This is a genomic window from Enterobacter sp. MALB-1 (assembly GCF_041021625.1).
Lineage (GTDB): Bacteria > Pseudomonadota > Gammaproteobacteria > Enterobacterales > Enterobacteriaceae > Enterobacter > Enterobacter oligotrophicus.
The window spans coordinates 3,553,784-3,566,753 of the sequence record NZ_JBDPJL010000001.1 but is presented as its reverse complement, the minus strand read 5'-3'; the positions used below and the strand labels follow the sequence as shown (position 1 = coordinate 3,566,753).

The following is a 12,970-nucleotide window of genomic DNA, read 5'->3' as shown; positions in this document are numbered from 1 at the left end:
GTTTAGCCTGGCTATGCTTAGCTAATGTTTTTCAAGGAGGTAACCCGTGAATATTATTGCCATTATGGGGCCACACGGCGTCTTTTATAAAGACGAACCCATCAAGGAGCTGGAGCAAGCCCTGCAATCCCGTGGATTCCAGCTTATCTGGCCGCACAACAGCGCCGATCTGCTGAAGTTCATCGAGCATAACCCGCGTATCTGCGGCGTGATCTTCGACTGGGACGAATACGATCTGGAATTGTGCAGCGATATTAACAAGCTGAATGAATATCTCCCGCTGTATGCGTTTATCAATACTCACTCGACGATGGATGTCAGCGCCCACGATATGCGTATGGCGCTGTGGTTCTTTGAATACTCCCTCGGCGTGGCGGAAGATATTGCGACCCGTATTCAGCAATACACCGGGGAATACCTTGATAACATCACGCCGCCGTTTACCCGTGCGCTTTTCACCTACGTGAAGGAAGGAAAATATACTTTCTGTACGCCAGGTCATATGGCGGGAACGGCCTATCAGAAAAGCCCGGTGGGTTGCCTGTTTTATGATTTCTTTGGCGGAAACACGCTGAAAGCGGACGTGTCGATTTCGGTGACGGAGCTAGGCTCGTTGCTTGACCATACCGGACCGCATCTGGAAGCCGAAGAGTATATTGCCCGCACCTTCGGTGCCGAGCAGAGTTATATGGTGACCAACGGCACCTCGACCTCAAACAAAATTGTCGGCATGTACGCCGCCCCGGCTGGCAGTACGCTATTGATCGACCGTAACTGCCACAAGTCTCTGGCCCATTTACTGATGATGAGCGATGTTGTACCACTATGGCTGTCACCCACGCGTAACGCGCTTGGTATTCTTGGCGGCATTCCACGCCGTGAATTCACACATGCGGCCATCGAAAACAAAGTTGCGGCGATCCCTGAGGCAAGCTGGCCAATCCATGCGGTGATTACCAACTCTACCTATGACGGGCTGCTGTACAACACGAACTGGATCAAACAGACGCTGGATGTGCCCTCAATCCACTTTGATTCCGCGTGGGTGCCTTACACCAATTTCCATCCGATTTACGAAGGGAAAAGTGGCATGAGCGGCGAGCGCGTGCCGGGCAAAGTGTTCTTCGAAACCCAGTCGACCCACAAAATGCTGGCAGCATTTTCCCAGGCGTCGCTCATTCACATCAAAGGCGAATATGACGAGGACACGTTTAACGAAGCCTTTATGATGCACACCACCACTTCGCCGAGCTATCCCCTGGTGGCGTCCATTGAAACGGCGGCGGCAATGCTGCGTGGCAATCCGGGCAAACGTCTGATCAATCGTTCGGTGGAACGGGCGCTGCATTTCCGCAAAGAAGTCCAGCGACTGAAAGATGAAGCCGACGGCTGGTTCTTTGATATCTGGCAGCCGGAAGAGATTGAAGAGGCGGAGTGCTGGTCTGTCGCGCCGGGTGCAAGCTGGCACGGCTTTCGTGATGCCGATGCGGACCATATGTTCCTTGACCCGGTGAAAGTGACGATCCTGACGCCGGGCATGGATGAGCAGGGCGTCATGGGCGATGAAGGGATACCCGCTGCGCTGGTGGCGAAGTTCCTTGATGAACGTGGTGTAGTGGTGGAAAAGACCGGACCCTATAACCTGTTATTTCTGTTCAGCATTGGGATAGACAAAACCCGTGCGATGGGGCTATTGCGTGGCCTGATGGAGTTTAAGCGTGCCTACGATCTGAACCTGCGGGTCAAAAACATGCTTCCTGATCTCTATGCAGAAGATCCTGACTTCTACCGCAACATGCGCATCCAGGATCTGGCGCAGGGTATCCACAAACTGATCCGCCAGCACGATCTGCCGCGCCTGATGCTACAGGCGTTTGACGTGTTGCCAGAGATGAAGCTGACGCCGCACAAGGCGTGGCAGCGTCAGGTGAAAGGCGAGGTGGAGACCATTGAGCTGGAAAACCTGGTCGGGCGCGTCTCAGCCAATATGATCCTGCCTTATCCGCCTGGCGTGCCTCTTCTGATGCCGGGAGAGATGATCACTGAGAAGAGCCGGGCGGTGCTCGATTTTCTGCTGATGCTCTGCTCTGTCGGGCGTCATTATCCGGGCTTTGAGACAGATATCCATGGCGCGAAGCGTGATGAGAACGGCGCGTACTGGGTCCGAGTCCTAAAATAAAGGTGACCGCTTGCCAGGGGTGGGTTGTCGGTTGTAACGTTCAGGCATCATAAAAAGGAGAAGCTATGCTGGGTTTAAAACAGGTTCATCATATTGCGATCATTGCCACCGATTACGCGAAAAGTAAGGCGTTCTACTGCGACATCCTGGGCTTTACGCTGTTAAGCGAGGCATACCGTGAGGAGCGAGATTCCTGGAAAGGTGACCTGGCATTAAACGGGCAATATGTCATTGAGCTGTTCTCCTTTCCCTTCCCGCCTGCGCGTCCATCGCGCCCGGAAGCCTGCGGGCTTCGTCATCTTGCTTTCAGTGTCGATGATCTCGATCGCGCGGTAAAACATCTGGAAGAGCACGGTGTGAAGTGCGAAGAGATTCGTATCGACCCTTTTACCAGCAAGCGTTTTACTTTCTTCAACGATCCGGACGGCCTCCCGCTGGAGCTTTACCAGCAGTAATTTTCATCCTGTGTGATAATGCCCGCTCAGTTCGGGCATTTTTATGTGTAATTTTCTATGACCCTACCCGTTATTGCGCAAGCCGTTTCACCGTACCGCCAGCTGCTGGTGGGGTTTAGCGGTGGTCTGGATTCCACCGTTCTGCTCCATCGGCTTAAACGCTGGCGTGACCAGGAGCCTGACGTTCAGTTACGGGCGATGCATATCCATCACGGGCTCAGTCAACATGCCGACGAATGGGTGGCGCACTGTGAAGCGTTATGCGCGCAGTGGTCAATTCCGCTCATTGTTGAGCGGGTAAGCCTCCGGCAGGAAGGTCTGGGCACTGAAGCGCAGGCGCGAAAAGCCCGCTACGCTGCGTTTGCCAGCGCGCTGCAACCCTCAGAAGCGCTGATCACGGCGCAACATCTGGATGACCAGTGCGAGACCTTTTTGCTCGCACTGAAGCGGGGAAGTGGCCCGGCGGGGTTATCCGCCATGCCTGAACGTACTGATTTTGCCGGTACGCAGTTAATTCGGCCATTGCTGGGTGAAACGCGCGCTTCACTGGAAGCCTGGGCGCGCCAGCATCAATTGAGCTGGATTGAAGATGAGAGCAACCAGGACGTCAGCTATGACCGTAATTTCCTGCGTCTGCACGTCATTCCATTGCTGACTGAGCGCTGGCCTCATTTTGCCGAGGCTACAGCAAGAAGTGCTGCGCTATGCGCCGAACAGGAAACGCTGCTGGATGAGTTGCTGAGCGACGAGCTGACAGCATTGACGTCAGATGATGGGGCGCTGGCGATCGCGCCATTAGACGCGATGAGCGCGGTGCGTCGTGCCGCGCTGTTACGCCGCTGGCTGGCGACGCATAATGCGGTTATGCCATCCCGCACAATGCTAAACCGTATCTGGGATGAAGTGGCCCTGTCGCGCGAGGATGCTTCTCCGTGTGTGCATTTAAACGGCTTTGACGTGAGACGCTATCAGGGGCAACTCTGGTGGATAAAATCTACGCCGTCGCTTGTTGACGTTGTGCTCGACTGGCCGATGCCAGGAGATCCGCTGGTGCTGCCATGTGATGCGGGAGTCGTTTCTCTGGCTAAAATGGGTAACGTGCGCCTGCCTGAGGCTGGTGAGAAGGTTACCGTGCGGTTTAAAGCCAGCGGTATGTTGCATATTGTCGGGCGTAATGGCGGGCGTAAACTGAAGAAGATCTGGCAGGAGAATAATGTCCCCCCCTGGCGGCGAGATACCACTCCGCTGTTGTTTTATGGCGAGACGCTGATTGCGGCTGCGGGCGTATTCGTGACGGAAGAGGGGTGGAGTGAAAAAGGCGTTTGTTTTGAATGGAAAGTGTAACGGGCAGCAAGGCTACCCGTTAGTGATATCAGGACTCGCTCACCACGACGGTGCCGATTTCCGGGTGGCTGAAGCTGGCTATTTTGTCCAGGCGAAGCTCACGCGTCGCACCGGCATTTTCCACTATCAGATATTCCACACTCTTACGTGAAACCAGATCGTTGGCTTTTGCCTTCAATACTTCGCCATCTTTTAGCTCCAGCGTCAGTATTAAATGATGCTGGCAGGCGAGTTCGAGGTTGTCATAGTCATCACAATTGATGGGTTGATAAGTATCATTCATCGACATAATCGCTCACCAGTAAATTCGCAGCAGCATACGCTGCTTTTTCCCTGACCGATTCTGAAAGGCGCTCATCAGAGGCCACTTCATTAAGCACTTTCAATACACAGCCCAACGCATCCGGGATATACCCCAGATCTCCGCTGGCGATTTCCGCATACCGTTTGCGAATTAACTCACAATAATTATTCACATCCCCTCCCGCCAGCGCACTGACTTACTGTGAGATACCCTTAAGCCTACGAAGATAAACTCGGTTTAGCAAGGTGACTATACCATACTCATTTAAGCAATATCAGCGCCTTGATTGGGGGCGGTTCATCATCTGTAACAGCCTTTTGCTGCGGTTTTCGCTACAATGCGCACCTGATTCGAAAGGAGTTTCCTCATGGCGCTGAAAGCGACAATTTATAAAGCTGTGGTCAATGTAGCGGATCTTGACCGTAACCAGTTTCTGGATGCGTCATTGACGCTGGCGCGTCACCCCTCCGAAACCCAGGAGCGTATGATGCTGCGCCTGCTGGCGTGGGTGAAGTATGCCGACGAGCGTTTGCAGTTTACCCGTGGCTTAAGTGCGGAAGACGAGCCAGAGGCCTGGCTGCGCAACGATCACCTGGGTATCGACCTGTGGATTGAACTCGGCCTGCCGGATGAACGCCGGATTAAAAAAGCGTGCACCCAGTCGGCTGAAGTGGCGTTATTCGCGTATAATCAGCGTGCTGCAGAGATTTGGTGGCAACAAAACAAGAGCAAATGCGGGCAGTTTAAAAATCTTACCGTCTGGTATCTGGATGATGATCAACTGGCGCGCTTGAGTGAATTTGCCGGGCGCACTATGGTTTTGCAGGCAACCATTCAGGACGGCGCAATCTGGCTCTCTGATTCTCAGAATAATCTGGAAATTCACTTAACGGCCTGGCAGCCTGCGTCATGATTGTTCTGTCCCGAAACGTCAGCATCCCTGATAACGAGCTGGAGATTACGGCAATCCGTGCTCAGGGTGCGGGTGGGCAGCATGTTAACAAGGCCTCAACGGCTATCCACTTGCGCTTTGACATTCGGGCCTCCAGCCTGCCAGAGTATTATAAAGAAAGTCTGCTCGCCGCCAGCCATCACCTGATTACCAGCGACGGTGTCATCGTGATCAAAGCACAGGAGTACCGCAGCCAGGAGTTAAACCGGGAGGCGGCACTTTCCAGGCTGGTGGCGGTCATAAAAGAGTTAACTGCAGTGCAAAAAAGCCGTCGGGCAACACGTCCTACTCGCGCCTCGAAAGAGCGCCGGTTGTCGTCGAAGGCACAAAAATCCACAGTGAAAGCACTACGCGGTAAAGTTCGTCACCCATAACGTGACGAAAGGGAACACACTTTTCATAAGGAATTCATTGTGAAAAAAGCATTATGGTCAGCACTGGCAGTGAGTACACTGTTTGCGCTTTTCGGGTGTAACAACCGTTCAGAAACGCAGGTATTGCAGCCCACGCAGAATGAAGAATTAAAGCCGATGCAGCAGAGCTGGCGCGGCGTATTACCGTGTGCGGATTGTGAAGGTATCGAAACTTCACTGTTCCTGGAAAAAGATGGCACATGGGTGATGAACCAGCGCTATCAGGGTGCTAAAGAACCGTCATCGTTTGCGACTTACGGAACGTGGGCGCGTACGGCTGAGAAGCTGGTATTGACCGATACCACCGGCGATAAAACCTGGTTCCGTCCAAAAGGGGAGAGCATGGAGATGCTCGATCGTGACGGCAACCCGATTGAGTCCCAGTTCAACTACACGCTGGCTCCGGTGAAAGCGGCGCTGCCTGCAACGCCAATGGCGATGCGGGGCATGTATTTCTATATGGCGGATGCGGCGATCTTTACCGACTGCGCCACCGGTAAGAAAGTCAGCGTGGCGAACAATGCTCAGCTGGAGCGCGATTATGCCGTTGCGCGCGGCAATGACAGTAAACCAGTATTGCTGACGGTTGACGGCCACTTTACGCTTGAGCCAAACCCGGACAGCGGCGAGCTGGTGAAAACGCTGGTGGCAGATAAAGACGCGAAGTTTGCTGCGGGGAAAGACTGCGAAAGCAAGTAAGAGTTACCCATTAAAAAACCCCGCACTGGCGGGGTTTTTTGTTTCTTAACCTTTGATGGCTTTCACCAGGTAATCAAGAATGTCGCCAGTCTTGATCATCTGCTTCTCGCCGCTGCGACGGTATTTGTATTCAATCTCGTCGCTATCAAGGTTACGGTCGCCGATGACAATGGTGTGCGGAATACCGATCAGTTCCATATCGGCAAACATCACGCCAGGGCGCTCTTTACGATCGTCCATCAGCACTTCGATACCCTGCGCGCGCAGCTCGGCGTACAGCTTCTCAGCCAGTTCCTGCACACGGTATGACTTGTGCATGTTCATTGGCAGGATTGCGACCTGGAATGGCGCGATATTATCCGGCCAGACGATACCGCGTTCGTCATAGTTCTGCTCGATAGCGGCAGCCACTACACGCGTCACCCCGATACCGTAACAACCCATGGTCAAAATCTGATTACGGCCATCTTCACCCTGTACGGCAGCATTCAGCGCGCGAGAGTATTTATCACCCAACTGGAAGATATGACCGACTTCGATACCACGTTTGATCATCAGCGTACCCTGGCCGTCCGGGCTTGGATCGCCAGCAACCACGTTACGGATGTCCGCCACTTCTGGCGTCGCCACATCGCGATCCCAGTTGATGCCGAAATAGTGCTTGCCGTCGATGTTCGCGCCAGCGGAGAAGTCGCTCATCGCGGCTACCGTGCGGTCAACGACCACTGGGACTGGCATATTGACTGGACCCAGGGAACCTGGACCTGCGTTAACGACAGCGCGGATTTCCGCTTCCGTAGCGAACGTCAGCGGGCTGGCAACCTGCGGCAGCTTCTCAGCTTTCACTTCGTTCAGTTCGTGATCGCCACGCACCAGCAGGGCAACCAGCGGGTATGCGCTGCCTTCGGTGGATTTCACCAGCAGCGTTTTTACCGTTTTCTCAACCGGCAAATTAAACTGCTCAACCAGCTCAGCGATGGTTTTCGCGTTTGGCGTATCAACCAGTTTCATCTCTTCGGTGGCAGCGGCACGCGGCGCTTTTGGTGCCAGCGCTTCAGCAAACTCAATGTTCGCGGCGTAATCAGAGGAGTCAGAGAAGATCACATCGTCTTCACCGCTCTGTGCCAGCACCTGGAATTCATGAGATGCGCTACCGCCGATAGAACCGGTATCCGCCTGTACAGCACGGAAATCCAGACCCATACGGGAGAAGATTTTGCTGTAAGCCTCGTACATTTTGTCGTAGGTCTCCTGCAGGGATTCCTGAGAGGTATGGAAAGAGTAAGCATCTTTCATCAGGAATTCACGGGAGCGCATGACGCCAAAGCGTGGACGCACTTCGTCACGGAACTTGGTCTGGATCTGGAAGAAGTTCAGCGGCAGCTGTTTGTAAGAGCTCAGTTCGTTACGAATCAGGTCGGTAATGACTTCTTCATGCGTTGGGCCGAGGACGAACGGACGCTCGCCGCGGTCGACGAAGCGCAGCAGCTCCGGGCCATACTGCTCCCAGCGACCGCTCTCCTGCCAGAGGTCAGCGGGCTGAACCACAGGCATGGACACCTCGATTGCACCGGCGTTGTTCATCTCTTCACGCACGATGTTTTCGACTTTTTTCAGGACGCGCACGCCGGTCGGCAGCCAGGTGTATAACCCGGAGGCCAGCTTGCGGATCATCCCGGCGCGTAGCATCAGCTGGTGGCTGATCACTTCGGCGTCGGCAGGTGTCTCCTTCAGGGTGGAGAGCAGATATTGGCTAGTACGCATGTTGTTACGGTTCCATTTCGACGATTGGAACAGGCTGAAACACCAGCCTGACACAAAAAAAGTGGTTTAGTTTACCAGTGTGGCAAAGATGCCAAAAGAGAGGAGAATAAAATTACCTGGGTTCCAGGGCAAAGACTTCAAAACCCGCCTCTGTCACGCGCCAGCGAACGTTAAAATCCAGCAGCCAGACGGCGTACGTTTTCCCGGCTTCCTCTTCTTTACGGTAGGCTGGACGGGGGTCCTGAGCCAGAACGTCAACGATAAAGTCCCGCAAGCGGGGATAACGTTTTTCCAGTTGGCTGATATGTGCTGTTAATTCAGGTGTGAAAGAAACGGGCATATCAGCCGGCGGTGCTTCCTGAGCGTAGCTGGCGCGGGCATCCGGTAGCGCTTCAGCGAAGGGTAAATACGGCTTGATATCGATAACTGGCGTGCCGTCTACCAGGTCAAGGCTACCTAACTCCAGTATCACCTGGTCCTTCTGGCAGCGTATGCCTTTCAGCTCGACCAGCGACATACCGATTGGGTTTGGACGGAAGGTTGAGCGGGTCGCGAACACACCCATTCGGGCGTTGCCCCCCAGACGAGGAGGGCGCACGGTTGGTCGCCAGCCGCCTTCCATTGTCTGGTGAAACACAAAGACAACCCACAGGTGGCTGAACGCTTCCAGCCCGCGTACCGCATCGGCCTGATTGTAAGGCGCGATCAAGTGAAGCTCGCCGCCGCCGCTTGTGACCAGGCCAGGCTGGCGCGGGACGGCGAACTTCTCTTTATAAGGGGAGCGGATAACGCCAATCTGCCCGAACTGAAATGAACTCATTTCGCCGTAATGTTAAGCGCAGAACCGATGCAAACCGCCTGACGGTAGCAGCCCGGTGTACCGCTGGTGACTTCGCAGCTGTGCAGCAGTACCGCATTGGCTTTCATTTTTGACGCGTTAATCTGCATACGTTTACGGGCTGTCGGGATGTTCGGTGGGGAGTCCTGATTCGTTGCCTGGCAGGATTCGCCGCTCACTTCACCCAGTTCACGGAATGGTTTGCCCACGAGATCGTCGGCCTTAGTAATAATACGTACCGGCGCAGGACGAGGCGCTTTCGGTTTTGCTGGCTCCGCTTTTGGCGGGGTTGCAGTGCTTTGAACAGGTTCAACAGGAGATCTGCTTAGCATAGAACAGCCGCTCAGCATGAGTGCTAAAAGACAGATCGGTAAAGCACGCATAATAGTTCCTCAGTGGATAATCAAAACGTCAGATATTGAATCAGTTGACTGCACAAATGACAAGACGGGCAGAAGCCCGTCTTGATGATATTACACTGCGGTGAGATTACCAGCCTTTAACAGCGCCGCCGTTAAACACCTTGTTGGCTTCCTGGTACACTTCGTCAGACTGATACGCCTGAACGAATTTTTTCACGTTCTCTGCGTCTTTATTGTCTTCGCGAGTCACGATCAGGTTGACGTACGGGGAGTCTTTGTCTTCAACGAAGATGCCGTCTTTCGCTGGCGTCAGACCAATCTGGCTGGCATAAGTGGTGTTGATAACCGCCAGGGCAATCTGCGCATCGTCAAGAGAACGTGGCAGCTGTGGTGCTTCCAGTTCGACAATTTTCAGATTTTTCGGATTCTCGGTGACGTCCAGAACGGTCGGCAGCAGGCCAACACCCTCTTTCAGTTTGATCAGGCCCACTTTCTGCAGCAGCAGCAGGGAACGGCCGAGGTTGGTTGGATCGTTAGGCACAGCGACCTGAGAGCCCGGCTGCAGTTCGTCCAGCGATTTGATTTTTTTGGAGTAACCGGCAATTGGGTAAACAAAGGTGTTACCCACGCCAACCAGTTTGTAGCCGCGATCTTTGATCTGCTGATCCAGATATGGTTTGTGCTGGAAGGCGTTGGCGTCGATATCACCTTTGCTCAGCGCTTCGTTCGGCAGAACGTAATCATTGAAAGTGACCAGCTCAACGTCCAGGCCATATTTCTCTTTCGCCACTTTCTGAGCCACTTCAGCAACCTGCTGTTCTGCGCCCACAATAACGCCCACTTTAATGTGGTTTGGATCTTTTTCGTCCTGACCGCAACCCACCAGTGCCAGAGAGCCGATCAGCGCGCCTACCGCTGCAAAGGTCTTTAATTTAAACGCCATGTTATATCCTTAACTCGTCGAGTTTGTGTTGTGTGTAACGTTATTTGTGAGTAACTGCCCGGACGATGCGATCGCCAGAGAACTGGATTAAATAAACCAGAACAACCAGCAATACCAGAACGGTATTCATTACGGTAGCGTTATAACCAATATAGCCGTACTGGTAACCAATCTGCCCTAAACCACCTGCGCCGACCGCACCACCCATTGCGGAATAACCGACCAGAGTAATAAGGGTGATGGTTGCCGCATTCACCAGACCCGGCAGCGCTTCAGGAAGCAGAACTTTACGCACGATCTGCATCGGCGTGGCACCCATCGCGCGGGAGGCTTCGATCAGACCGGTTGGAATTTCCAGCAGAGCGTTCTCCACCATACGGGCGATAAACGGCGCAGCACCGACGGTCAGCGGAACGATGGCTGCCTGCAAACCAATGGAGGTGCCAACGATCACGCGGGTAAATGGAATCATCCATACCAGCAGAATAATAAACGGGATAGAGCGGAAGATGTTCACCAGCGCAGAGAGCGTGCGATACAGCTTCGCGTTCTCAATGATTTGACCTGGACGCGTTACGTACAGCAGTACGCCGACCGGCAGGCCAATCACGAAACCAAAGAAACCCGATACGAAGGTCATTGCCAGCGTTTCCCATACGCCGCGAACCAGTAGCCACATCATCGGCTCAGACATAACCCAGTACCTCTACTTTTACGTGATGTTCTTGCAGCCAGGCAATCGCCGCCTGGGTTTCTTCTTGTGTGCCGTGCATTTCCGTCAGCATGATGCCGAACTTCACGCCACCGGCGTAATCCATCTGCGCGCTGATGATGTTGTTGTTCACGTTAAAGCGACGCGCGGTTTCGGAAAGCAGCGGTGCGTCGACGGACTGGCCGGTGAACTCCATGCGCAGCATCGGGACGCTGTCTGCTGTCGCTTCTGTTTTCAAACGTTCCAGATAATCTTCCGGAATATCCAGATGCAGCGTGGACTGAATAAACTGCTGTGCCAGCGGGGTCTTCGGGTGCGAGAACACTTCACTTACCGTGTCCTGCTCGATCAGTTCGCCGTTGCTGATCACCGCCACACAATCGCAGATGCGTTTCACCACATCCATTTCATGCGTAATAAGGAGGATGGTCAGGCCCAGGCGACGGTTAATGTCCTTCAGCAGTTCCAGAATAGAACGTGTCGTGGCCGGATCTAACGCGCTGGTGGCTTCATCGCACAGCAGCACTTTTGGATTACTGGCCAGCGCGCGGGCGATGGCGACACGCTGCTTTTGACCACCGGACAGATTCGCCGGGTAACTATCATGCTTATCACCCAGACCTACGAGGTCCAGCAATTCAGTTACGCGACGCTTCACTTCTTCTTTCGGCGTGTTGTCCAGCTCCAGCGGTAAGGCGACGTTGCCGAACACGGTGCGGGAAGCCAGCAGGTTAAAGTGCTGGAAGATCATGCCGATCTGGCGACGCGCTTTAGTGAGTTCTTTTTCTGAGAGGGCGGTAAGCTCTTGTCCGCCAACTTCCACGCTACCCTGGGTTGGGCGCTCAAGCAGGTTAACACAACGGATCAGCGTACTTTTACCAGCACCCGATGCGCCAATGACGCCATAAATTTGACCCGCAGGAACATGCAGGCTGACATTGTTCAGCGCCTGAATGGTTCGGTTCCCCTGCTGGAACACTTTGGTGATATTGGAAAGTTTAATCATTAGATTATTTTTATCGTATATAAGTTAGCCGTGGCATTTTCGTCTGCCAGATACGGGGGATGACCGTAAACAAAACGGATGTTAAGGCATCCAGACGTCTAAATCAATCCAACTCTTTACGATGAGCACTTTATTGCGCTGCGATTCATGAGATACTAGCTGAACATGCCTTTTTCAGGAGCAAACCGGTGGCAAAATCAGTACCCGCAATTTTTCTCGATCGTGATGGCACTATTAATGTGGATCACGGTTACGTTCATGAGATTGATGAATTTGAGTTTATCGAAGGCGTAATAGATGCCATGCGCCAGTTGAAAGAGATGGGTTATGCACTGGTGGTTGTGACTAACCAGTCCGGTATTGCGCGTGGCAAGTTCACTGAAGCACAGTTTGAAACTCTGACAGAATGGATGGACTGGTCACTGGCCGATCGTGGTGTTGATCTCGATGGCATCTACTATTGCCCGCATCACCCGCAGGGAACAGTAGAAGAGTATCGTCAGACCTGTGACTGCCGTAAGCCACATCCGGGCATGTTTATTTCTGCGCAGGAGTTCCTGCACATTGATATGGCCGCTTCTTATATGGTGGGCGACAAACTGGAAGATATGCAGGCGGCAACCGCGGCTGGCGTAGGGACCAAAATACTCGTTCGCACCGGTAAGCCAGTGACACCAGAAGCAGAGAATGCTGCGGATTGGGTGATTAATAGTCTGGCAGAGCTGCCCCAGGAGATTAAAAAGCACCAAAAATAGCCGCTTTGTCGAAAAGATGAGCGATTGAAATAAAAATGCATTTTTCCGCTTGTCATTCCTCGGCAGCTCCCTATAATGCGCCTCCATCGACACGGCGGATGTGAATCACTTCACAGACAGACCGGTCGGCTGAAGAGAAAAAATCCTGAAAATCAGGGTTGACTCTGAAAGAGGAAAGCGTAATATACGCCACCTCGCGACAGAGCGCTGAAGCGCGTCGCAACTGCTCTTTAACAATTTATCA

Annotated in this window: 15 protein-coding genes; 7 read left to right on the top strand and 8 right to left on the bottom strand. The window is 53.4% G+C overall.

From position 1 onward, the window contains the following. The first annotated feature begins 46 nt into the window (after positions 1–46). The 3 genes from ABGB15_RS17155 to tilS all read left to right on the top strand — a co-directional run bounded on the left by ABGB15_RS17155 (position 47) and on the right by tilS (position 3,978). Complete coding sequence (locus ABGB15_RS17155; protein WP_152083526.1) at positions 47–2,179, top strand: lysine decarboxylase LdcC; 2,133 nt, start codon at positions 47–49, stop codon at positions 2,177–2,179. Positions 2,180–2,244: 65 nt separating this feature from the next. Then, on the top strand, positions 2,245–2,634 hold the full coding sequence (locus tag ABGB15_RS17150) for a VOC family protein (protein WP_215723278.1): 390 nt from the start codon (positions 2,245–2,247) through the stop codon (positions 2,632–2,634). 57 nt (positions 2,635–2,691) lie between these two features. Then, entirely contained in the window at positions 2,692–3,978 is a 1,287-nt protein-coding gene (gene tilS / locus ABGB15_RS17145; RefSeq protein WP_215723277.1) for a tRNA lysidine(34) synthetase TilS, read from the top strand. 28 nt (positions 3,979–4,006) lie between these two features. Here the strand turns inward: tilS and rof are convergent, their stop codons facing one another. Together rof and ABGB15_RS17135 are read right to left on the bottom strand one after the other, a co-directional pair. Next, positions 4,007–4,267: a Rho-binding antiterminator gene (rof, locus tag ABGB15_RS17140; protein ID WP_313326525.1), complete on the bottom strand. Its 261-nt coding sequence runs from the start codon at positions 4,265–4,267 to the stop codon at positions 4,007–4,009. Next, the gene (locus ABGB15_RS17135) at positions 4,254–4,454 is read right to left on the bottom strand and encodes a YaeP family protein (protein ID WP_215723276.1); all 201 of its coding nucleotides are present in this window, start codon (positions 4,452–4,454) and stop codon (positions 4,254–4,256) included. The genes rof and ABGB15_RS17135 overlap by 14 nt, the downstream gene beginning before the upstream one ends. 195 nt (positions 4,455–4,649) lie before the next feature. Between ABGB15_RS17135 and ABGB15_RS17130 the strand changes: the two genes are divergently transcribed. The 3 genes from ABGB15_RS17130 to nlpE are packed head-to-tail and all read left to right on the top strand — an operon-like array spanning position 4,650 to position 6,346. Further along, a complete protein-coding gene (locus ABGB15_RS17130) occupies positions 4,650–5,195 on the top strand; it encodes a YaeQ family protein (RefSeq protein ID WP_152083531.1) in 546 nt (181 codons plus the stop codon). After that, positions 5,192–5,608 (top strand): alternative ribosome rescue aminoacyl-tRNA hydrolase ArfB, encoded by a 417-nt coding sequence (gene arfB / locus ABGB15_RS17125; RefSeq protein WP_080328763.1) that lies wholly within the window; start codon positions 5,192–5,194, stop codon positions 5,606–5,608. The genes ABGB15_RS17130 and arfB overlap by 4 nt, the downstream gene beginning before the upstream one ends. Before the next feature lie 39 nt (positions 5,609–5,647). Continuing rightward, complete coding sequence (nlpE, locus tag ABGB15_RS17120) at positions 5,648–6,346, top strand: envelope stress response activation lipoprotein NlpE (protein ID WP_152083532.1); 699 nt, start codon at positions 5,648–5,650, stop codon at positions 6,344–6,346. Positions 6,347–6,391: 45 nt separating this feature from the next. Here the strand turns inward: nlpE and proS are convergent, their stop codons facing one another. The 6 genes from proS to metN all read right to left on the bottom strand — a co-directional run bounded on the left by proS (position 6,392) and on the right by metN (position 11,971). After that, entirely contained in the window at positions 6,392–8,110 is a 1,719-nt protein-coding gene (gene proS, locus ABGB15_RS17115) for a proline--tRNA ligase (protein WP_215723275.1), read from the bottom strand. 112 nt (positions 8,111–8,222) lie between these two features. After that, positions 8,223–8,930, bottom strand: coding sequence for a tRNA (N6-threonylcarbamoyladenosine(37)-N6)-methyltransferase TrmO (gene tsaA / locus ABGB15_RS17110; protein WP_152083534.1), 708 nt, complete (start codon positions 8,928–8,930; stop codon positions 8,223–8,225). Further along, positions 8,927–9,331 carry an Rcs stress response system protein RcsF gene (rcsF, locus tag ABGB15_RS17105; RefSeq protein ID WP_010426664.1) on the bottom strand — a complete coding sequence of 135 codons (405 nt, stop codon included), beginning with the start codon at positions 9,329–9,331 and terminating at the stop codon, positions 8,927–8,929. Before rcsF ends, tsaA begins: the two co-directional genes overlap by 4 nt. A 106-nt stretch (positions 9,332–9,437) precedes the next feature. Beyond that, positions 9,438–10,253, bottom strand: coding sequence for a methionine ABC transporter substrate-binding lipoprotein MetQ (gene metQ, locus ABGB15_RS17100; RefSeq protein WP_152083535.1), 816 nt, complete (start codon positions 10,251–10,253; stop codon positions 9,438–9,440). 40 nt (positions 10,254–10,293) lie between these two features. Continuing rightward, entirely contained in the window at positions 10,294–10,947 is a 654-nt protein-coding gene (locus ABGB15_RS17095; RefSeq protein ID WP_003856130.1) for a methionine ABC transporter permease MetI, read from the bottom strand. Next, entirely contained in the window at positions 10,940–11,971 is a 1,032-nt protein-coding gene (metN, locus tag ABGB15_RS17090; RefSeq protein ID WP_028015600.1) for a methionine ABC transporter ATP-binding protein MetN, read from the bottom strand. The genes ABGB15_RS17095 and metN overlap by 8 nt, the downstream gene beginning before the upstream one ends. 188 nt (positions 11,972–12,159) lie before the next feature. Here metN and gmhB point away from each other — a divergent pair, with 188 nt between their 5' ends. Next, the gene (gene gmhB / locus ABGB15_RS17085) at positions 12,160–12,726 is read left to right on the top strand and encodes a D-glycero-beta-D-manno-heptose 1,7-bisphosphate 7-phosphatase (protein WP_152083536.1); all 567 of its coding nucleotides are present in this window, start codon (positions 12,160–12,162) and stop codon (positions 12,724–12,726) included. The last annotated feature ends 244 nt before the right edge of the window (positions 12,727–12,970 follow it).